Origin of the sequence: Devosia sp. Root635 (genome assembly GCF_001427605.1) — a bacterium.
In the GTDB taxonomy this organism is placed as follows: Bacteria; Pseudomonadota; Alphaproteobacteria; order Rhizobiales; family Devosiaceae; genus Devosia.
This window is the reverse complement of the sequence record NZ_LMGZ01000019.1, coordinates 340876-360262: the sequence shown is the minus strand read 5'-3', so window position 1 is coordinate 360262 and position 19387 is coordinate 340876. Positions and strand designations below refer to the sequence as shown.

Genomic DNA, 19387 nt, shown 5'->3' with positions numbered 1-19387 from the left:
CTCACAACCTGGGACCCAACGGTCTCCCGCCCGCGTCAATCATGACACAATCAAACAACACAGGGACCCATCCCGAGATCGCGCCACAGCCGCAAGGTGGATCGTTCGACCATCATGCAGGCCCCACCACCTCAGGATGGATCCCGGCTCAAGGCCGGGATGACATGGTGGCTGGGGAGGCGGCAGTAAATCTATCCATCTTATCCCCCACCCCAAACCGCGCGTATCATCCTCCCCATCTTCCGGGATACGGGCGGCGCTGCAGCGACGGGCGTCCGGAGGCCAGCCGGGGGAGTGGGGGTCGCGCTCCGCTCCGGGTCGAGCGGACGAGGCGTTTGGGCGGGGTGCTACGGCTAACCGCCAGGGTCTGCGATCGCGCCGTCCGAGCAAGTCCCGGCATCCCGAGACGGCTTCCGTCTCATTACTAAATTTACCAGAGGCGAAGGCCGTCTCGGGATCCGCTCGTCTATCGATAACCGGAGGCTGCAGAGCCGTCCGGCCCTCCCCGTTGCAAAAACTTCGCGCAAAAATGTCGAAGTCCGGCCACCCCGCTCGTCGCCCTGTCAGATGGCGGCCGGGAGGGTCGCCGGACACATGGGAGAATACCAATGCGTAAAGTGACAGCAGGCCTGTTCTACTCAGTCGATGGTGTGGCCGAAGCTCCGGACCAGTTCCAGTTCGACAGCTTCGACGACGAATTGGGGGCGCTGCTCGGTGGCGTGATGACCGAGGTGGATACCGTCGTCCTCGGCCGCCGGGGCTATCAGGAATGGGCGGACTTCTGGCCCAATGCCGGCCAGGACATGGATTTCGCCGGCTTCATCAATGCCGTGCCCAAATTCGTTGCCTCGAATACGCTCAAGCAGGCCGATCTCACCTGGAACAATTCCACCCTGATCGACGGCGATCTCGAAGGTTTCGTGCTTGACCTCAAGCAGCGGCAGGGCGGCACTATCGCAGCCATGGGCGGCATGTCGGTGGTGCGTCAATTGCTGCTGGCGGGCCTGATGGATGAGCTGACCCTCATCGTGCATCCGGTCATCGCCGGCAAGGGCCGGCGCCTGTTCGAAGACGGCACGCCCACCACGCGGCTGACGCTGGTCAGCAGCCGGATCACCGGCAAGGGTAATGCCGTGTTGACCTATGCGAAGCGGGCGGACTGATCGGTTCAGGCCCTTCCCGCTCGAGCAAGGGCCGGCGCTTCATCCTCTGGCGGGCTCAGGCCCGCGACGCGCCATCCTGGGCTTCCAGCACGGCGATGATGCGCTTGATCAGGGTGAAGAACTGGCTGCGCTCGTCGGGCGTGAGCTGTTCCAGCACCAGCGCATTGATGGTGGTGGCCGCGTCGGCCACGGCGGGAATCTTGCCGAGCGCCAGCGGGGTCAGGGCGACCAGTGTGCTGCGGCCGTCCTCCGGATTGGGACGGCGGATGACCAGCCCGTCGCGTTCCATGCGGGTCAGCGTCGCGGTCATGGTGGCCTGCTCCACTGCGGCGCGCTCGGCCAGCGCCTTCTGCGTCAGGGCGGAGCCATCTTCCAGAGCCAGCAGCACCGGCATATGGGCGGGGCTGAGACCGACAGGCGACAGGTGCCGTTCCAGCTCGCGCACCAGCAGGCGCCCGGCGAGGTTGGTGAGATAGCCAACGGAGCTGCTGCGATTCAAGGTCATTTACGTAGCTTGCTAAGCAAATACATAGTATGCTATCTATATCGCCATAGTTGTTGCGCCGCAAGGAGCCTGTCGTGTCCCTCACCAGCAGTCCAACCCGTTATGGCGCCGTCGCCATCGCCATCCACTGGCTGACCGCCGTTGCCATTCTCGGCATGCTGGCCAGCGGCCTCACCGCTGCCAATACGGCTGACCAGGCGATCAAGCTAACCCTGTTGCGCGGTCACGCCATCATGGGCGTGGTGATCGGTGTGCTGACGCTGCTGCGCATCGTCTGGTTTCTGGCCTTCGACCGGCGCCCGGCCGATGCCGCCGGTCTGTCGCGCGGCCAGTCGCTGGCCTCCCATATCGTGCATTACGGGCTCTATGCTGTCATTCTGGTCATGGTGGCGAGCGGCGTGGCCACGCTCATCCTCAGCGGCGGCGGCGCGCAACTGGCCGGTGCGGCGCCGCTGCCCTTGCCCGATTTCACCCTGACGCCGCCCTTCACCGTGCATGGCCTGCTGGCGCGAGGGCTGCTGGTGCTGCTTGCCGGCCATATCGGGGCGGCGCTGTGGCATCAGTTCGTCAGGCGTGATCGCCTGCTGGCGCGGATGGGGCTGGGCTCATAGCGGCGAGGCGGGCAAAGGCGCGATCGGCGGGCGGATTGGCCAAGGCCGCGGCAATGGCGCCGACGCAGTCTTGCGGGCTCATCGCGCCGGTATCGACTGTCAGGTCATAGAGGCCGGGCAGATGCACCGCCTCCTGCCAGCGCCGCACCGGTTCAGGTATGCCGGGGCCAGCCACGTAGAAGCCCTGCGGATCGGCATTGCGCCGGCGCATGATCTCCTCGATGGGGCAATGGACGCCCACGAAGAGCACGTCGAGACCGGCCATGCGCCGGGCACAGGCGGGCAGGATGCCGAGCGGGCGGGAATAGGAATCGTGATGGCCAAGGTCGGCCACCACGTCAAAATCCTGCCTTGCATGAGCGGCGATGGCGTCGTAGAGCGCCAGGTAGAGCCGCACCACATGGGGCTCCAACTCCGGCATTTCCCCACCGGGCCGCAAACCTATCCCCGGCTTCAGCGCCTCGGGTAAACTCGCATATTGGGCATCGACACCCAGATTGATCCAGGGACCGGGCAGATCTTGCTGCATGGCCCTGGCAATGGAGGATTTACCCGAGCGCGGCGCGCCGTTGAGGATGACGATATGGCCGGTCATGGGATGCGGATAGCCGTCATGTTCTGTCCGTTCTGGTGCAGCGTCAGGGCTGGTGCGGCGCCATCGATCGGATCGGCAAAGGTGATCTGGGCGTCGACGACCCGGAAGAAGAAGCGTTTCTCGCTTTCGGGGAAAATCTCGAAACGCTGCTGCCCGGTCAACTGGGCAAAGAGCTGCCCGGCCTCGGCGGTGATGGCGATGATGACGCCTGGCGCCAGCAGGTATTGGCCGGCATAGTCGGGCAGGATAGCCGGATCGATTTCGGCGACTTCCCGCGGCTTTGGCTGAGGCCGCAACGGCAAGGTGGAATCCAGCAGGTGCAGGCCGATATCCTCGATGCCGGCTTCGGTCACCATGCTGGACAGCACGACGACGCCGTTGCCGGTCTTGCGGTCATAGCCGGCAAAGCTGCGATAGCCGCCGGTTATGCCGTTGTGCCAGGCAATGTCGCGGCCGCCTTCGGTCAGGTTGAACCAGCCCAACCCGATGACCTCGCCGGCGCCGCCGGTGGGTCGTGTGCGGTCCAGCATGATGGAGAAGGCCGGGTCGAGCGGGCTGTCCACCGCGCCGCTGGCGGCGGCGATGAATTTGGCGAGGTCGGCCGTATTGCTGACCAGCGCGCCGACCGGGGCAAAGGCTTCCATGTCCCAGTTGGCCACCGGTTCGCCCGCCGCGTCGTGGCCGGTCGCCATGCCGGCAATAGCGCCAGGCGCCGTAGCAAGGCTTGTCTCGCTCATGCCGAGAGGGTCGAGAATCTGTTCCTGCAGCAGTTCGGCATAGGGCCTGCCGCTGACATGCTCGATGGCCTGGGCCAGAAGAGCGATGCCGACATTGGAATATTCGAATGTTTCGCCGATAGCGCGCGGCAGCTCATATGCGGCAATCCAGGCCATCAGCGCGTCGGCCCCATAGCCCGAATAGGGGTTGGCCGCGCCTTTGGCGATCAACTCTTCGGGCAGGCCGGAAAAGCCGGAAGTGTGGGTGGCGAGGTCGAAGGCGGTGATGGGTTTGCCGTCGCGTTCCGGCAGGATCGTGCCTTCGGGCAGGTAATCGGTCAGCGGTGCGTCGAGATCGATCTGCCCATCGACCACCAGCTGCGCCAGCAGCAGGTTGGTCATGACTTTGGTGATCGAGCCGGCCTCGAACAAGGTATGCTCGTCGACCGGCGTCGGATCGTCCCTGGACAGCGTGCCATGCGACACGAAGCGCGGCACGCCATCCTCGATCACTGCCACCGATATGGCCACATTGGCCTGGTCGCGGTCGATGCGGTCGGCCAGGATTTGCGCGATCTCGGCATCATCGGGCATGGCTGCGGCCTGGACCGGAAGCGGCAGGGCGATCAGGGCTGCGGTAGCCAGCGTAGCAAGGGCGCGTTGCATCGGAGCCTCCGGATTGTGCATGAACCGCATACCGGCATGCACAATCCATGCGGCAGGGATGAGGCCGGCCTACTTGGCCGCCTGGGCCATGGCGATGGAATCGAGGATCACCTTCTTGGCATCCTCATAGCCGCCGACATGGCTGATCTTGGCCCATTTGCCGGGCTCGAGATCCTTGTAGTGGGTGAAGAAGTGCTTCACGCGCTCGACCTGGATAGCCTGCATGTCGGCGATATCCTTGATCTCGTCATACATGCGGGTCAGCTTCGGCACCGGAAGGGCAAGGATCTTCTCGTCCTGGCCGCCATCGTCTTCCATGAACAGCACGCCGATCGGGCGGCAGCGGACCACCGCGCCGGGCACCAGCGGCCGCGAATTCATCATGATGACGTCGAGCGGATCGCCATCGCCGCACAAAGTGTGGGGCACGAAGCCGTAATTGCCCGGATAACGCATCGGTGTATAGAGGAAGCGGTCGACGAACAGCGCGCCACTGGCCTTGTCGATTTCGTACTTGATCGGCTCGCCGCCCATGGGCACTTCGATGATGACATTGAGGTCGTCGGGCGGGTTCTTGCCGGTGGGGATGGCGTCGATATTCATGGTTCAGGTCTCATTCATCGGGGGGAGGCGACAAAGTCGCGGACTTGTGCCCAACCGAGGCCGCAAAGGCAAGCCAGTTTGGCGCAACCCTGCCTGCCCCATCCTGCCCAGCGAGGAATGTGATGAAACAGATCCTGGCCGCCATGCTTGCAATTGCTGCTCTCGCCACGCCGGCGCAGGCTGCGTTCAACAGCGCCTATACCGATCTCGACCTGGACGAATGCCTGGTGCTCGATGCCGATGATTTCGGCGCCAGCTGGGCCTGTCCCGGCTACAAGGGCTATCCGCTGATGGTCAGCGAGGGCGACCTGCGCTTTTCGCTGGCCTATGGCTTCAATATCGATCCGTCCGATCGCTGGCAGACCCTGCCGCCGTTCAACCGGCTGGGCGAAAAGCTCGAATGGCGGCTCAGCAACGATCTGGGCCGCTGGATGCCGATCGCGACGATCGTGCGCTACCACACCGCCGATCCCGAAACCGGGGTGGACAAGGGACAGGTGCTGGTGGTGACGCAACTGGTCGAGGGCAATAGCTGTCACATCGCCTATATCGACGCCGTGGCCAATAAGAATGCCAACGAACTGGCGCGCGAGGCAGCCGATAAATCGGGAGATTTCGACTGCGCCAATGACGAGGTCGAGGTCATCGGTAAGTTCGAGGCCTATTAGGCCTTCTCGGCGCGGCCGACCTGGTTGCGCAATATGGTGCGGTCGCGGCTGGAGACGCCGATCAGCTCGGCAATGCGCCAGACCATGTTGTCTTCCAGCTCGTGGTTCTGCTTGTCGGCAAACACCACCATCCACATCATGCGGACGATCTCGATGCGATCCTCCATCTCGAGCTGGGTCAGGCCCGAGGTGAATTTATAAAAGTCCACCGCCTCGGCATCGCGCATGGCTGCCTCGCGGACCAGTTTATCCACGGCGGCTTCGTCCATGTCATAATGGTCCTGCAAAGCGCCCTTGATGGCGTTGCGCTCCTCGTCCTTCATCTGTCCGTCCACGGCAGCCAGATGCACGAGCAGAACGGCCACGGCCAGTTTGGGGTCGTGGTTGGACAGCATGGTTTCGGGCTTGTTGAACAGGCGGGTAATGGCCTCGAACATGGCGGCAAGCCTCCTTCGGGGAGCGGCAGGAGTGGTGAAAGGTGTGCACGCCGGGAGGCAGGCAGGCGGCAGAATTAGCAGCCCGGCTCTTTCGCGGGAATGGGTGAGGAGCCGGGTCACGCGCTCTTGACCGGGCTTGATGCGCAAGGGCCACACACGTTTACGCGAAAAGGACTCGACTCCGCGCAGATTCGGAGTCTAAATGTTCCTGTTTTGTTCACTTAAGGATTGGTGCGATGCCCGCACCCGACCAGCAACAGCGCCTTGCCGCGCTGCGGGAAACCATTGCCGATATCGAGCGCAAGCCAGCTTTGGCCGAAGCGCAGGTGACGGCGGAACAGCAGGATGGCGCCTTTCCGGCATTGGCCGGCGGGATGCTGCAGGAAATGTTCACCGATGAGCGCCGCAATGCCGGGGCTTTGCTCGGCTTTGCGCTGGCGCAGGCCAAGGGCCTGCTCACCCTGCAGCGGCGGGCCGTCATCTACCTGCAACTGGGTGATGAGGCGCAGAAGCTGGGCCTGCCCTACGGGCCGGGGCTACTGAGCTTCGGCTTTGATCCCGATGCTCTGGTGCTGGTGCGGGCCGCCAATATGGCCGAACTGCTCTGGGCAGCCGAGGAGGCCATTGCCTGTCGGGCGGTAGCCGCCGTGGTGGCCGATATCGGCAGTCATTCCAAGCTGCTCGATTTTACCGCCAGCCGCCGTCTCAGCCTGCGTTCGGCGGCGACAGGCGGTTCGATCTTCCTGTTGCGCTATGGGCAGGGACGCGCGGCGAGCGCGGCGCATCTACGCTGGCGCCTGTCGCCCGCGCAGAGCACCCGCCGGCGGCATGACGCCAGAGCCCCCGGTCCGCTGCGCTGGCGCGTGGAACTCGAAAAGGGGGGCCTCATCAAGAACGCGATCAAGAACCAGACCGAATTTCTGCTGGGGTGGACGGAAGATGGATTCGCAACATTTGCTGCTCAGCGCCGCCATGCAGACCGGCGCAGCGGGAGCACGCCGCTTCCTCGTGCTGTTCCTGCCGCATTGGCCGACGGACTACCTCAAACGGCGTGATGGCGGGCTCAAGGCGCCGCTGGTGCTCTATGAAGTCATCAAGGGTGGGCTGCGGCTGGCCGCCGTCGATGCCGAGGCGGCGGGACGCGGCCTCAGCGTCGGGCAGAATCTCGCCGATGCACGGGCCATGGTGCCCGAACTGACCGTGCGCGAAATGGATCGCCCGCTGCTCGAGGCGGCTTTCGCCGATTTCGCGGACTGGCACTCCAATGCCAGCCCGCTGGTGGCTGCGATGAACGATGTCAGCGGCTTTGGCGACCTGGTGCTCGACATTACCGGGGTGGCGCATCTGTTCGGTGGCGAACGGCCGATGCTGCGCCTGTTGCTGACCCGGCTGCGCGACCTCGGCTATACGGTGGCCGGCGCGATCGCCCCCACGATCGGGGCGGCCTGGGGCGTCAGCCACTTCGCCCGCAGCCAGGTGGTCGAAATGGCCGAGCTCGAAACCGTGCTCGATGCGCTGCCGGTCCATGCGCTGCGGCTGGCGCCGGCCCAGATTGCCGGCCTCTCCCAGATGGGGCTCAAGACCATCGGCCAGCTTCGCCCGCGTGAAAGAAAGCCATTGCAGGCGCGGTTCGGGGCGTCGCTGCTGGCCCGGCTCGACCAGGCCTATGGCATGATCGAGGAGCGGATGACGCCGCGCCTGCCGCCGGCCGAGCTATATGCCGAGCGACGCTTCGCCGATCCGATCGGGCTGATGGATGACGTGCTGATGACCTGCCACGACCTGGCCATCCAGCTGGCGATCCGGCTCGAAGCCGAGGGGCAGGGCGGGCAGGCTTTCCACCTCTTCCTCTATCGCGTCGATCACAAGGTGATGGCCCTGTCGGTCAATTCGGCGCGGCTGACGCGCGACCCCGAGCATATCACCAAGCTCTTCGCCAACCGCTCGGAGCGGCTGGAGGGTGACTATGATGCCGGTTTCGGCATCGACATGATCCGGCTGGCGGCCAGCTCGGTTTCCGAACTCGACGCGGTGCAGCTCGGCGCCTTCTCGCATCAGGGCGTGGCCGAGGATCTCGACCAGCTTAACGACCGGATGAGCAGCCGGCTCGGCACGATGGCGGTGCTGAAAACGCAATTGGTGGCCAGCCATATTCCGGAACGGGCGGCGCGGCTGGTGCCGGCGCTGGTGGCCAACAATGCGGATCGCGCAGGCTGGCCCATTCCGGTCCGGCCGCTGCGCCTGCTGCCGGTGCCGGAACTGGTGGCAATCAATGCCGAAGTGCCCGAGGGGCTGCCGGCTTCGATGATCTGGCGACGCGAGAGCTACAAGATCGAAAAAGCTTCCGGCCCCGAGCGGCTGGGGGCGGAGTGGTGGCGCAGCGGCCAGCGGCTGCAGTTGGTGCCGCCCGAAGAAAAGCCGGAAAAGGGCGAGAAACCGCCCCATATCCCCAATCTGGCGCTATTCGATCCCGCTGCCGGAACTCGGGACTATTACGTGGTCGAGGACGAAAGCGGCCGCCGCTTCTGGATTTTCCGGCAGGGTTTCTACACGGCTGAAAATCCGCCGCCCTGGTATCTGCACGGCTTTTTCCCATGAGCCAGCTCGTTACCCTCGAGCAGAAGCCAAATCCCCGCTCCCGGCCGGACCGGCCAGCCGTCGATTATGCCGAACTGGTCTCGACCACCAATTTCTCCTTCCTGCGCGGTGGCTCCTCACCCGAGGACATGGTGGCCATGGCGATGCAGATAGGGCTCAGCGCCTTTGGCGTCACCGATCGCAACAGCTTTGCCGGCGTGGTGCGCGGCTATGTGGTGGCGCGCGACAACAAGGAGCAGTTTCCCAGTTTCCGCTATCTCGTCGGCGTCCGCCTCTGCTTTGCCGACGGTACGCCCGACATCATCGCCTATCCGACCGACCGGGTAGCCTATGGGCGGCTGTGCAAATTGCTGACGGTGGGGAACCAGCGCGGCGAAAAGGGCAAGCCGTTGCTGCATTTTCCCGACCTTTTCGGTTCGGGAAGCCTGGCCGAGGAGCAGGGGCCGCCGGAAAACTATGCGCAGGGCCAGCTCTTCATCCTCATGCCCAACGAGAGCGACTGGGGCTTGACGGCAAAGACGCTCGATACCCTGTCCCGGCAGGCGCCCGGCCGGGTCTGGCTGGCCGGCACGCCGCGTTTCGACGGCGAGGACCGGGCCCGCCTCAACCGGATAGACGCGCTGGCCAGGGTCCACCGCGCCCGCATGATCGCCAGCAATGACGTGCTCTATCACGCGCCCGACCGGCGCATGGTGCAGGATGTGGTGACCTGCATTCGCGAGCACCTGACGCTGGAAAGCGCCGGCTGGCGCCTCGCCGCCAATGCCGAGCGGCATCTCAAGCCCGCCGCCGAAATGGCCCGGCTGTTCCGCGAACATCCCGATGCCATCGCCCAAACGCAGGCGTTCATCGCCCGCCTCGATTTTTCGCTCGACCAGCTCAAATACAATTATCCCGAGGAAACCATCGGCAATGGCGAAACCGCCCAGCAGACGCTGGAGCGGCTGACCTGGGAAGGGGCGGCGAAACGGTATCCCGGAGGTCTATCCGATAAGCTCAAATGCAGCTTGTGGTCGGAACTCTGCCTCATCGCCTACAAGGGCTATGCCGCCTATTTCCTGACGGTGCATGACATCGTCATGTTTGCGCGCAATGAGCGCAAGATCATGTGTCAGGGACGCGGCTCTGCGGCCAATTCCACGGTCTGCTTCTGCCTCGAGATTACCGAGGTCGATCCCGAAAACGCCAATCTGGTGTTCGGCCGGTTCATCTCCACCGAACGCGACGAACCCCCCGATATCGACGTCGATTTCGAGCATGAGCGGCGCGAGGAGGTGATGCAGTATGTCTACAAGAAATACGGCGGCAAGCGCACCGGGCTGACCGCAAATGTCATTTCCTATCGCTCCAAGAGCGCCATCCGCGAGACTGCCAAAGTGTTTGGTGTCTCCGATGACACCATCAATGCCTTCAACCAGCTCCATTGGGGTTGGGGGTCCAGGATCGACCTGGCGGGCGTGACGGCCATCGGTCTCGATCCGGATGATCCCACATTGGCCCAGATGTTCGAAGTGGTCAAAGTCCTGCACGGCTTTCCACGGCATCTCAGCCAGCATGTGGGTGGCTTCGTCATCACCCGCGATTCTCTGGAAAGCCTGGTACCTATCGGTAGATCGGCGATGGATAGCCGCAATATCATCGAGTGGAACAAGGACGATATCGACGCGCTTGGCATCCTCAAGGTCGATGTGCTGGCGCTGGGCATGTTGAGCTGCCTGCGGCGCGGCTTTGAACTCATGCAGTTGCATTACGGAAAAAAGCCGGAACTGACCGAATTGCTGGCCGAAGAAAAGGGCAAGGGGCAATTTGCCAGGGAGCGGGTCTACGCCATGACGCACCGGGCCGATACGATTGGGGTCTTTCAGATCGAAAGCCGGGCGCAGATGTCGATGCTGCCGCGGCTCAAGCCGAAAGAATTCTACGATCTGGTCATCGAGGTCGCCATCGTCCGTCCGGGTCCGATCCAGGGCGGCATGGTGCATCCCTATCTGAAGCGCCGCGATGGCAGCGAGCCGTGGGCGGCCAGGCCGGGGGATCGGCTCGATGCCGTGCTGGAACGCACCAAGGGCATTCCGCTCTTCCAGGAACAGGCCATGCAGATGGCCATCGAAGGCGCGGGATTCTCGGCTGGCGAGGCCGACCAGCTCCGCCGTGCCATGGCCGCGTGGCGGCGAACCGGCAAGATCGAGATATTCGAAAAGCGCTTCATCGACGGTATGACCGCCGCTGGCAAGTATCCGCTCGAATTCGCCCAGCGCTGCTTTGCCCAGATCAAGGGCTTTGCCGAATATGGCTTCCCTGAAAGTCATGCGGCATCTTTCGCCCTGCTGGTTTATGCCTCCTGCTGGCTCAAATGCCACTACCCCGATGTGTTCGCCTGTGCGCTGCTCAACAGCCAGCCCATGGGCTTCTATGCGCCCAGCCAGATCATCCGCGACGCGGTCGAGCATGGCGTCGAAATGCGGTCGGTGGATGTGAACCTGTCCGATCTTGAATGCGTATTGGAGGGCAATAGCCGGCCGGCCCGCGATCATCTCTGGCCCCAGCATGCCGAGATGGCCGGCGACATTCATTCAGACAAGGCAATCCGGCTGGGGTTTTCCCAGGCCATCGGCATGCCGGAAGCCGACATCAACATCATCGTCGCACGGCGCGGCCGTGGCTATGATTCGGTGCGTGACCTGTGGCTGCGCACCGGCGTCTCCATTGCTTCGCTTGAAAAGCTTGCCCGTGCCGATGCCTTTGCCTCGCTGGGCCTCTCCCGGCGCGATGCGCTGTGGGCGGTCAAGGGGCTGATCGGCACGCATGGAGCCGATACGCTGCCGCTGTTCGAGGTTTCGGGGCGGGTCGAGACCGCGGCCGACAGCGAGGCCCGGCTGCCCAAAATGTTGCCGGGCGAGGAGGTCATCCACGATTATTCGACCTTGTCCTTCTCGCTCAAGGGCCATCCGCTCCAGTTCATTCGACCAGTTCTGGAAGCGCGCCGGGTGACGCGATCGGACCAGCTCGATACCGTCAAGCCAGGCAGTCGTGTCGAGGTGGCCGGGCTGGTGCTGGTGCGCCAGCGTCCCGGCACGGCGAGCGGGGTGATCTTCGCCACGCTGGAAGACGAGACCGGCATCGCCAATGTGGTGATCTGGCCCAAAGTGTTCGAGGCCAATCGCAGGACGCTGCTGGGGAGCCGTATGCTGGCGGTGCGCGGCCAGTTGCAGCGCGAGGGGCGGGTGATCCACATCATCGCCGAGCAGTTGACCGATATGACCAGCCATCTGCTCGATCTGGCGCATGGCGCCGATATCGGTGAGCGGGTGCTGGCACGGGGCGACGAGGGGCGCACGGGCTCGCCGCCGGGCCGTGATCGGCAGACAATACCGGAAGCGGAGCGGGCCCGCCGCCAGGCCTATGCCGCCCTGCCGGGTGGCCGCAATTTTCACTGAGGCTGCTAGATCAGCAGCTTGTCTATGGCCTGGGCCAAGGCGATGTCCTTGCTGCTGAGGCCGCCGGCATCGTGGGTGGAGAGGCGGATGGTGACGCTGTCGTAGCTGTTGGACCAGTCGGGGTGGTGACCGGCCTTTTCGGCCGCCAGCGCCACGCGGGTCATGAAGCCGAAGGCCTCGGAAAAGTCCTTGAACCTGAAGACCCGCTCGATGGCGTTCGCCGCCTCGTCATAGATCCAGCCGCCGAGGCCGCGCAGGCCTTCTTCCCGTTCCTTGTCGCTCAGCTTTTCAACCATGATCCACCTGTCCAATCCTGCCGCATCCTAGAAGGCCAAAACGACGCTTCCGTGGCGGTGTTAACGCGCTGGCAAGCAGTTTGGCCGCAGCCTGATCGTCCAAAGGTCCCGATCGGCGTGACAAGGCCTCCAACGGCCGGCAGCCGGACAGTGCCCTTCAGATCCGCGAGCGGGAGGACGTGCGCTGGTTTGGACCAAACGACTTGGCGCCCTTGCTCTGGGTTCCATGCTGGCTGTTTCCACCGTCGGCGCCGCGGAGCTTGTCGTCTATCATAACTGGGCATCACCGGCTGAGCTGGCCGCACTCAACGTGCTGCGCGATGCGCTGGAGGAGCGGGGCCATAGCTGGGTGCCGCTGGCCATTCCGCATGATGCCAATGGCGATATCGACGTGCTGCAACTGATCAGTGCCGGAGCGACGCCCAATATCTTCCTGCAACTGCAGCCCGATATCTACCGCGCCCTCGACGACGAGGGCAAAGTGCTGCATCTGGACGAACAGTTCGCCGCCAGCGGTGTGCTCGCGCAACTGCCGCCAGTGGTGCGCAACGCCATCACCATCGACGGCGCCATCGTCAAGATTCCGGCAACCATCCATGCCGACGCCATGATTTATTACAACCGCGCCGTGGCCGAGGCCGCGGGTATCGACCCGGAAGCCTGGACCTCGCTTGAGGATATGTGGGCCGATTTCGACGCGGTGCGCGCTGCCGGTTTCGAGCCCATCGCCCTGGGCGCGCAGCCCTGGCAGGTCGGCTATCTGCTGCACGCGCTGGTGGCCAGCCTTGGTGGCCCCGGTGTCTATGAAGGGCTTTACGGCGCGGTTGCCGATCCGGCCGTGCTCTACGATGCCAGCCTGCTCGAAGTCTTTGCCTGGTTGCGGCGCTTTCAGCAGCAGGCTGACGCCGAAGCTGTGCAGCGCGACTGGAACATGGCCACCAATATGGTGATCAAGGGCCAAGCGCTGCTGCAATTGCAGGGCGACTGGATGAAGGGTGAGTGGCGCGCCGCGGGCAAGAGCGAGACGAGCGACTTCGGCTGCCTCTTCGTGCCGGGTGCAGTCCATGTGCCGGTCACGGTCGATAGCTGGGGCCTGCTGGGGGGTGTCCCGCCCGAAATCGAAGCGGCCGAGCGCAGCTTTGCCGATGCGGTGCTCGATGCCGATGTGCAGGCCCGCTTTGCGGCGGCCAAGGGGTCCACCCCCGTCAGGCTGGATGCGCGCATGGCCATCGATTCCTGTTCGAAAAAAGTGCTGGAGGCACTCAATCGGGCCGATTTTGCCCTGCCTACCCCGCATTCGACCGCATTGCCGGCCTGGGTCGCGGCGGTATGGGCGGTCGCCAACGCCTATTGGAATGATCCGGCCATGACCCCCGCCGATGGCGTCGCAGCGCTCAAGGCGGCGCAAACGGCTTTCTAGCGCAGCCAAGCCGTCCAAAGTCGTTAAGCGGAAATTCACCCTGCCATCGGGAAATTCCGGAACCTTGGGGGGTGTCAAGCCCGTTTCAAGGCGTTCTTAAGGGCTTTTGGGGTTTCTATGTCTGCTAACCAGGGGAACCATGTGTTTACCTCAGCGCGAAAGACGATGCCGGCGCTCGACTATGTATCGATCATCCGCTCGGTCTATGGTGACCGGCGTGCGATGCTGGCTGGCTCGTTCGCCAGCGCCCTCACCGCGGCCCTGACGGCCTATCGTTCCCAATCCATACCGCTCTATTGCATCGCCGTGGCCTTCGTGGTCATCGGCCTGGTGCGCGACCTCAACACGCGGGCTTTCTGGCGCGCGGCCATCGACAGCGATGATGCCAGGGCGGCCGAACTCTGGGAAAACCGCGCGGTGATCAGTGGCAGCGGCCTGGCTCTGGTCTATGGCTTCTGGTGCCTGTTCGCCATGCTGCTGGTTACCGATCCGTTTGCCGAATTGGCCAGCGTATCCCTCTCGATCGCGGTGATGGTGGGCATCTGCGCCCGCAATTTCGGGCTCGACCGGCTGGTGGCGCTACAGATGCTGGGCGTCATCGTGCCGATGGCGGTTGGCTTTTTTCTCCATGGCGATGTCTTTCATCCCGTGCTGGCGGCGCTGCTCATCGTCATGCTGGCCAGCTTCCGCAAGCTGGCGGGCGATATCCGTTCCATCCTGCTGAGCGCGGTGCATGGGCGGGTCGAGGCGTCGCGCCTCGCCGCCGAACTCGACATGGCGATGACCACGCTTGAGCATGGCCTGTGCATGCTCGACGAGCGCGGTGTCATTTCGGTCGCCAATGAGCGCGCGATGCGCCTGTTCAGCGTCATGGGCCTGCCTGAGCTGCTTGGCCAGCCGGTAGCTTCGGTGCTCGGTGCGCTGGGCGACAGCGGCGTGCTGCCGCGCACGGCGGTCGATCGCCTGCTCGATGTCATCGGCAAGCATATGTCGGGCAAGGTGCTGCTCTGTCTGCCCGCCGGGCGCTACTACGAGGTCTCGGTGAGTTCGCGCAACGAAACCACGGTGCTGCTGTTCGAAGACATCAGCGAGCGCATCGCTTCGGAGGAACGCATCAATTTCATGGCGCGTCACGATACGCTGACGGCCCTGCCCAACCGCACCTATTTCGGCGAATTGGCCACCGAGGATATGGAGGCCCGTCGTTTTGCGGGGGCGCAGCCGCGCCTCGTGTCGCTGATGATCATCGACATCGACGACTTCAAGCATGTCAACGATACGTTCGGCCATATCGTGGGCGACGAGCTGTTGATGCAGGTGGCGAACCGCCTGCGCCAGGCGCTGCCGGCCGAAGCCGTGCTGGCGCGGCTGGGCGGCGATGAATTCGTCATCTATCGCGGCGCGGTGGGCGATGCGGTCCAGGCTCAGGCAGACGCGGCGGCCATCCTCACCGCTTTTGCCGCGCCGTTCCGGCTCGAAGGTCTGACGCTGTCGGTCGCGGTCAGCATCGGGCTGGCCACCAGCGCCATCACCGCCGAGGCGCTCGACGACCTGATGACCAAGGCCGATCTGGCGCTCTATTCGGCCAAGGGCGACGGCAAGGCGCGCAGCCAGTTGTTCCACGCCCAGATGGATATCGACTACCACTATCGCCAGCGGCTCAAGACCGACCTGCGCGAAGCGGTGCAGGAGGGCGCCCTGTCGCTCGCCTTCCAGCCGCTGCTCGACATCGCCACCCGCAGGGTGGTGACCTGTGAGGCGCTGGCGCGCTGGAACCACCCCGAATTGGGCCCGATCCCGCCGTCAACCTTCATCCCGCTTGCCGAGGAGATGGGCCTCATTTCCGATATCACCGCCTGGGTGATCGGTCGCGCCACGGCCCAGTGCAGCCAATGGCCGGGCGCGGTGGGCGTGGCCGTCAACATCTCGGCGCGCGACTTCCGCGGCATTGACCTGGGCAAGCTGGTGGAGGGCGGCCTGGCCAATTCCGGCCTCGATCCGGCGCGGCTGGAAATCGAGGTGACCGAGACCGCCGTCATCGAGGAGCGCGAAATCGCCCATCGCGTGCTGAGCGACCTGGCCGCCAAGGGCATTGCCATCGCGCTCGACGACTTTGGCACCGGCTATTCATCGCTGAGCTATCTCAATGCGCTGCCCTTCACCAAGCTCAAGATCGACCGGTCCTTCGTGGCCGATATCGCCACCAATCCGCGTTCGCTGCGGCTGCTGGCCAATGTGGCCCGGTTGGGGCGCGATCTCGACCTCACCGTGATTGCCGAGGGTGTCGAGACCGAGGAACAGCTCGACACCATGCTGGCGCATACCGAAATTCAGCAGGTGCAGGGCTACTTCTTCAGCCGACCGCTGCCTGAGCGCGATATCGGCGAGCTGATCGGTCGTCTCAACGCCGCCCAGGGTGCGCCGAAGGCAAAGCTTCGGCATGGTTAATCCCGGTTAACGTTTTGTAAACGAAGATTAATTCGGCTCCATCCGGTCCGCTGGCCGGGTGGGGCGTCATTTTTCCCAATGCCGGTATGCCTAACAAAAGCTTAATATCCCCCGTGACTAGGGGACTTTTGGTAATGAGTGCGGCATCCCAGGCAAGTGCAACCTCCCGTTTTGCGCTGACTCTCATCGATCTGCTCGACCGCGTCCAATATCGGCGCGTGTCGGTCGACGAACAGTTCGATCCGGTCTATCGCTTGCGTTACGAGGCCTACCGGCGGGAAGATTTCATCCCGGTCAATTCCCAGCAGATCACCCGCGACGCCTATGACGACGCCGACAATTGCCACTGCTTCGGCGTCTATATCGACGACAAGCTGGTGAGCTCGATCCGATTGCATATCGCCACCCAGGCCAATCCGACGTCGCCGAGCCGCAAAATCTGGCCTGACGTGCTCGGCGATATCATCGACCAGGGTGGCAGCTATGTCGATCCGAGCCGCTTTACCGCCGATCACGATGCCTCGCTGGCTTTCCCGGCGCTGCCCTACCTCACGCTGCGCATGGCGGTGATGGCCTGCGAGTATTTTTCCACCACCCATTGCATCTCTTCGGTCCGCCCGGAACATGGCCCCTTCTATCGGCGGGTGTTCGGCCTTGAGCAGATGGCGGGCGTCGGCTACTGGGGCGAGCTCACCTTCCCGGTCTGCCTGTTCGGCGCGCGGGTTCCGGTCATCTATGACCGCATCATGGACCGCTTCCCCTTCTTCATGTCGACGCCAGAGGAACGCGACGTGCTGTTCGGCGGCACGGCCGGTCCTGTCCCCGCCATTGCGCCCACGGCACGGCAGGCTCACAGACTACGCCTGGTGGGGGACAAGGCGGACGCCTAGTCCAAGTCTATGTCAGGTCGCCGTGCAAAAGCTGGCGGTAGCGCCGCTGGCTGCCGCGGACATGGACCCGCATCGCTTCGCGTGCCGCCGCCTCGTCGCCGGCCGAGATCGCATAGGCGATGGCCCGGTGTTCCTCGATGATCATGTCCAGGTAGCCCTGGCGCATGATTTCCGGAATGGCGCTGGCGCCCATCAGGTCGAGCAGTTCGACAAAGCGCCGATTGTTGGTGGCGGCGGCAATGGCGCGGTGAAACTCGAAGTCGGTCCGGATGGAGGAGCCGCCATCGGCGATCTGGCTCACCAATGCCTTGTGGGCCGCTACGATAGCCTCTTCCTGGGCCGGTGATCGCCGCAGCGCCGCCAGGCCCGCGGCCTCGACCTCGACAGCCGCGCGCAGTTCCAGCGTTTCCAGGATCGAGGATACCCGCGCCACATCGAGCGCGCCGAAGGGGGAGGCGGGAGCCAGGCGGGAGGTGACAAAGACGCCGGCGCCCTGATGGGGCTCCACCAGCCCATCGGCCTGCAGGCCGGCAATGGCTTCGCGAACCACGGTGCGGCTGACCTGATAGCGTTCCGCCAGTTCGGCCTGCGATGGCAATTTGTCGCCAACTGCATATTGCCCGGCCAGGATCGCACCGCGCAATTCGCCGATGATGCGCTTGACAAGGCCGCCACGGGCGCGCCGCACGGTTAGCGTTGCTGTCGTCAAGAAAATCGCTCCCAGCGCCGGATTTCACACACTTGTACCGTGCAAAGCACCTGTCTGAAAAGGGAAAATCCAAACATATATGATAACTGTTGACGAGTTGGCGCCAAGTCACCTAGCTTCCGGCCGGCGAACGGCTTGCCCTGCAGCCCTGCATTGGAGGATCAGTTGAAGATTTCACTTGTCGAGAATGTTTCCATTCCCACCAACCCACCATTGGCTGGGCTGGCAACCGGTCCGGCGACGCAGGATGGCGTGACCGAGGTCAAGCTGTCGCTGGTGATGCTGCCCTTGGCCGAGCCGATCAGCGACGCCAAGGTGCTGACGGGGCGGCAGAAGCCGCTGACCGAGGTCGCCATGCTGTTTGCCGAGATTTCGAGCCGCGAAGGGCATCAGGGAGTCGGCTTCAGCTATTCCAAGCGTGCTGGCGGGCGAGGCATGTTCGCCCATGCCAGGGAAGTGGCCGACGCGCTGCTCGGCGAGGACCCCAACGATATTGCACGGCTCTGGGACAAGCTGATCTGGGCTGGTGCGTCGGTGGGCCGGAGTGGCCTCGCCACCCAGGCCATTGCCGCCATGGACAATGCGCTGTGGGACATGAAGGCCAAGCGCGCCGGCCTGCCGCTGGCCAAGCTGCTGGGCGCGCGCCGCGATGCCGTGCGCACCTACAATACGTCGGGCGGCTTCCTGTCGACGCCGCTCGAAAAGCTGCTCGAAAACTGCACGGCTTCGGTCCAGAACGGCATCGGCGGCATCAAGATCAAGGTGGGCCAGCCCGACCCGATGATCGATCTGAAGCGGCTCGAAGCCGTGCGCAACCATCTGGGGCCCGACGTGCCGCTGATGGTGGATGCCAACCAGCAATGGGACCGGCCGACGGCGCAGCGTGTCGGCCGCGTGCTGGAGCAGCTCAACCTGGTCTGGATCGAGGAGCCGCTGGACGCCTATGACGTGGAGGGCCACGCCATGCTGGCCGCGCAACTCGATACGCCGATCGCTTCGGGCGAGATGCTGACCAGCGTTGCCGAGCACCGGGCGCTGATCGAGCACAATGCGGTCGATTTCATCCAGCCCGATGCCGGTCGCGTGGGTGGCATTACGCAGTTCCTCAAGATCGCTGCGGCGGCCGAGCAGAAATATCTCAAGATGGCCCCGCATTTCGCCATGGAAATCCATATCCATCTGGCCGCCGCCTATGCCCATGAGGCCTGGGTGGAGCATTTCGACTGGCTGGACCCGCTGTTCAACGAACGGCTCGAAACATCAGGCGGCAACATGGTGGTGCCGAACCGTCCGGGGCTCGGCTTCACCATCAGCGAGCAGGCCCGCGCCTGGACTGTCGAGTCCGCTATCATCAGAAAGTAGCATCCCGATCCGCGGCACCGTCCGCCACGACAGGCGGTGTGCCGACACAGGACCCAGGACGGAAAAGCCCCGTAAAAAGCGGGGTTTTTCTTTGCCTTCACCAGGTCTCGGCATCACGGTTCGGCGTGACCAGGCCCAGGGCTCCGTACCGCCTTGCGTCTAAAATTGTAATATATTAGTGTTGCAGTGGGTCGAGAGCGCGGAAGCGACATTGCACAGACGACGGCCCGTCAATCGGGCGTCGTATGGATGCCTTGTGGAGG

General features: G+C 63.9%; 17 protein-coding genes. 10 read left to right on the top strand and 7 right to left on the bottom strand.

From position 1 onward, the window contains the following. Positions 1 to 608 precede the first annotated feature (608 nt). Positions 609 to 1163: a dihydrofolate reductase family protein gene (locus ASD80_RS12990; protein ID WP_056233453.1), complete on the top strand. Its 555-nt coding sequence runs from the start codon at positions 609 to 611 to the stop codon at positions 1161 to 1163. A 55-nt stretch (positions 1164 to 1218) separates the two neighbouring features. Here ASD80_RS12990 and ASD80_RS12985 read toward each other — a convergent pair whose 3' ends face one another. Next, on the bottom strand, positions 1219 to 1668 hold the full coding sequence (locus ASD80_RS12985; protein ID WP_056233452.1) for a MarR family winged helix-turn-helix transcriptional regulator: 450 nt from the start codon (positions 1666 to 1668) through the stop codon (positions 1219 to 1221). A 74-nt stretch (positions 1669 to 1742) separates the two neighbouring features. Here ASD80_RS12985 and ASD80_RS12980 point away from each other — a divergent pair, with 74 nt between their 5' ends. Further along, on the top strand, positions 1743 to 2279 hold the full coding sequence (locus tag ASD80_RS12980) for a cytochrome b (protein WP_056233507.1): 537 nt from the start codon (positions 1743 to 1745) through the stop codon (positions 2277 to 2279). On the opposite strand, the gene ASD80_RS12975 is transcribed toward ASD80_RS12980, so the two are convergent. The 3 genes from ASD80_RS12975 to ppa all read right to left on the bottom strand — a co-directional run bounded on the left by ASD80_RS12975 (position 2236) and on the right by ppa (position 4859). Beyond that, positions 2236 to 2874: a chloramphenicol phosphotransferase CPT family protein gene (locus ASD80_RS12975; protein ID WP_056233450.1), complete on the bottom strand. Its 639-nt coding sequence runs from the start codon at positions 2872 to 2874 to the stop codon at positions 2236 to 2238. The genes ASD80_RS12980 and ASD80_RS12975 overlap by 44 nt on opposite strands. Further along, positions 2871 to 4256 carry a serine hydrolase gene (locus tag ASD80_RS12970; protein WP_162247359.1) on the bottom strand — a complete coding sequence of 462 codons (1386 nt, stop codon included), beginning with the start codon at positions 4254 to 4256 and terminating at the stop codon, positions 2871 to 2873. Before ASD80_RS12970 ends, ASD80_RS12975 begins: the two co-directional genes overlap by 4 nt. A 69-nt stretch (positions 4257 to 4325) precedes the next feature. Next, positions 4326 to 4859, bottom strand: a complete 534-nt coding sequence (ppa, locus tag ASD80_RS12965) for an inorganic diphosphatase (RefSeq protein ID WP_056233446.1) — start codon at positions 4857 to 4859, stop codon at positions 4326 to 4328. Between the two features lie 122 nt (positions 4860 to 4981). Between ppa and ASD80_RS12960 the strand changes: the two genes are divergently transcribed. Next, the gene (locus ASD80_RS12960; protein WP_056233443.1) at positions 4982 to 5527 is read left to right on the top strand and encodes a hypothetical protein; all 546 of its coding nucleotides are present in this window, start codon (positions 4982 to 4984) and stop codon (positions 5525 to 5527) included. On the opposite strand, the gene ASD80_RS12955 is transcribed toward ASD80_RS12960, so the two are convergent. Then, entirely contained in the window at positions 5524 to 5964 is a 441-nt protein-coding gene (locus tag ASD80_RS12955; protein WP_056233441.1) for a TerB family tellurite resistance protein, read from the bottom strand. The genes ASD80_RS12960 and ASD80_RS12955 overlap by 4 nt on opposite strands. 236 nt (positions 5965 to 6200) lie before the next feature. Here ASD80_RS12955 and ASD80_RS12950 point away from each other — a divergent pair, with 236 nt between their 5' ends. Genes ASD80_RS12950 through ASD80_RS12940 form a run of 3 tightly spaced genes read left to right on the top strand, consistent with a single transcriptional unit; the run spans position 6201 to position 11999 of the window. Further along, the gene (locus tag ASD80_RS12950; RefSeq protein ID WP_056233440.1) at positions 6201 to 7019 is read left to right on the top strand and encodes a hypothetical protein; all 819 of its coding nucleotides are present in this window, start codon (positions 6201 to 6203) and stop codon (positions 7017 to 7019) included. Further along, on the top strand, positions 6904 to 8562 hold the full coding sequence (locus tag ASD80_RS12945) for a Y-family DNA polymerase (protein WP_156460434.1): 1659 nt from the start codon (positions 6904 to 6906) through the stop codon (positions 8560 to 8562). Before ASD80_RS12950 ends, ASD80_RS12945 begins: the two co-directional genes overlap by 116 nt. Then, entirely contained in the window at positions 8559 to 11999 is a 3441-nt protein-coding gene (locus tag ASD80_RS12940; RefSeq protein WP_082555257.1) for an error-prone DNA polymerase, read from the top strand. Before ASD80_RS12945 ends, ASD80_RS12940 begins: the two co-directional genes overlap by 4 nt. Before the next feature lie 5 nt (positions 12000 to 12004). Here ASD80_RS12940 and ASD80_RS12935 read toward each other — a convergent pair whose 3' ends face one another. Then, positions 12005 to 12295 (bottom strand): 4a-hydroxytetrahydrobiopterin dehydratase, encoded by a 291-nt coding sequence (locus ASD80_RS12935; RefSeq protein ID WP_056233436.1) that lies wholly within the window; start codon positions 12293 to 12295, stop codon positions 12005 to 12007. 226 nt (positions 12296 to 12521) lie between these two features. Between ASD80_RS12935 and ASD80_RS12930 the strand changes: the two genes are divergently transcribed. The 3 genes from ASD80_RS12930 (at position 12522) to ASD80_RS12920 (ending at position 17053) form a co-directional block, all read left to right on the top strand. Continuing rightward, positions 12522 to 13715, top strand: coding sequence for an ABC transporter substrate-binding protein (locus ASD80_RS12930; protein WP_056233434.1), 1194 nt, complete (start codon positions 12522 to 12524; stop codon positions 13713 to 13715). 141 nt (positions 13716 to 13856) lie between these two features. Continuing rightward, the gene (locus ASD80_RS12925; RefSeq protein WP_162247358.1) at positions 13857 to 16163 is read left to right on the top strand and encodes a putative bifunctional diguanylate cyclase/phosphodiesterase; all 2307 of its coding nucleotides are present in this window, start codon (positions 13857 to 13859) and stop codon (positions 16161 to 16163) included. Between the two features lie 134 nt (positions 16164 to 16297). Beyond that, a complete protein-coding gene (locus ASD80_RS12920) occupies positions 16298 to 17053 on the top strand; it encodes an N-acyl amino acid synthase FeeM domain-containing protein (RefSeq protein WP_056233430.1) in 756 nt (251 codons plus the stop codon). A 7-nt stretch (positions 17054 to 17060) separates the two neighbouring features. Here ASD80_RS12920 and ASD80_RS12915 read toward each other — a convergent pair whose 3' ends face one another. Next, positions 17061 to 17762, bottom strand: a complete 702-nt coding sequence (locus tag ASD80_RS12915) for a FadR/GntR family transcriptional regulator (RefSeq protein WP_056233428.1) — start codon at positions 17760 to 17762, stop codon at positions 17061 to 17063. Positions 17763 to 17933: 171 nt separating this feature from the next. Between ASD80_RS12915 and ASD80_RS12910 the strand changes: the two genes are divergently transcribed. Then, positions 17934 to 19124 (top strand): L-talarate/galactarate dehydratase, encoded by a 1191-nt coding sequence (locus ASD80_RS12910; RefSeq protein ID WP_413813377.1) that lies wholly within the window; start codon positions 17934 to 17936, stop codon positions 19122 to 19124. The last annotated feature ends 263 nt before the right edge of the window (positions 19125 to 19387 follow it).

Excerpts from the sequence above, each read along its gene's own strand:
- ASD80_RS12940 (WP_082555257.1), top strand. The coding sequence starts at position 8,559 with ATGAGCCAGCTCGTTACCCTCGAGCAGAAGCCAAATCCCCGCTCCCGG.
- ASD80_RS12930 (WP_056233434.1), top strand. The coding sequence starts at position 12,522 with ATGCTGGCTGTTTCCACCGTCGGCGCCGCGGAGCTTGTCGTCTATCAT.
- ASD80_RS12975 (WP_056233450.1), bottom strand. The coding sequence starts at position 2,874 with ATGACCGGCCATATCGTCATCCTCAACGGCGCGCCGCGCTCGGGTAAA.
- ASD80_RS12945 (WP_156460434.1), top strand. The coding sequence starts at position 6,904 with ATGGATTCGCAACATTTGCTGCTCAGCGCCGCCATGCAGACCGGCGCA.
- ASD80_RS12985 (WP_056233452.1), bottom strand. The coding sequence starts at position 1,668 with ATGACCTTGAATCGCAGCAGCTCCGTTGGCTATCTCACCAACCTCGCC.
- ASD80_RS12970 (WP_162247359.1), bottom strand. The coding sequence starts at position 4,256 with ATGCAACGCGCCCTTGCTACGCTGGCTACCGCAGCCCTGATCGCCCTG.
- ASD80_RS12920 (WP_056233430.1), top strand. The coding sequence starts at position 16,298 with ATGAGTGCGGCATCCCAGGCAAGTGCAACCTCCCGTTTTGCGCTGACT.
- ASD80_RS12960 (WP_056233443.1), top strand. The coding sequence starts at position 4,982 with ATGAAACAGATCCTGGCCGCCATGCTTGCAATTGCTGCTCTCGCCACG.
- ppa (WP_056233446.1), bottom strand. The coding sequence starts at position 4,859 with ATGAATATCGACGCCATCCCCACCGGCAAGAACCCGCCCGACGACCTC.
- ASD80_RS12935 (WP_056233436.1), bottom strand. The coding sequence starts at position 12,295 with ATGGTTGAAAAGCTGAGCGACAAGGAACGGGAAGAAGGCCTGCGCGGC.
- ASD80_RS12950 (WP_056233440.1), top strand. The coding sequence starts at position 6,201 with ATGCCCGCACCCGACCAGCAACAGCGCCTTGCCGCGCTGCGGGAAACC.
- ASD80_RS12955 (WP_056233441.1), bottom strand. The coding sequence starts at position 5,964 with ATGTTCGAGGCCATTACCCGCCTGTTCAACAAGCCCGAAACCATGCTG.
- ASD80_RS12990 (WP_056233453.1), top strand. The coding sequence starts at position 609 with ATGCGTAAAGTGACAGCAGGCCTGTTCTACTCAGTCGATGGTGTGGCC.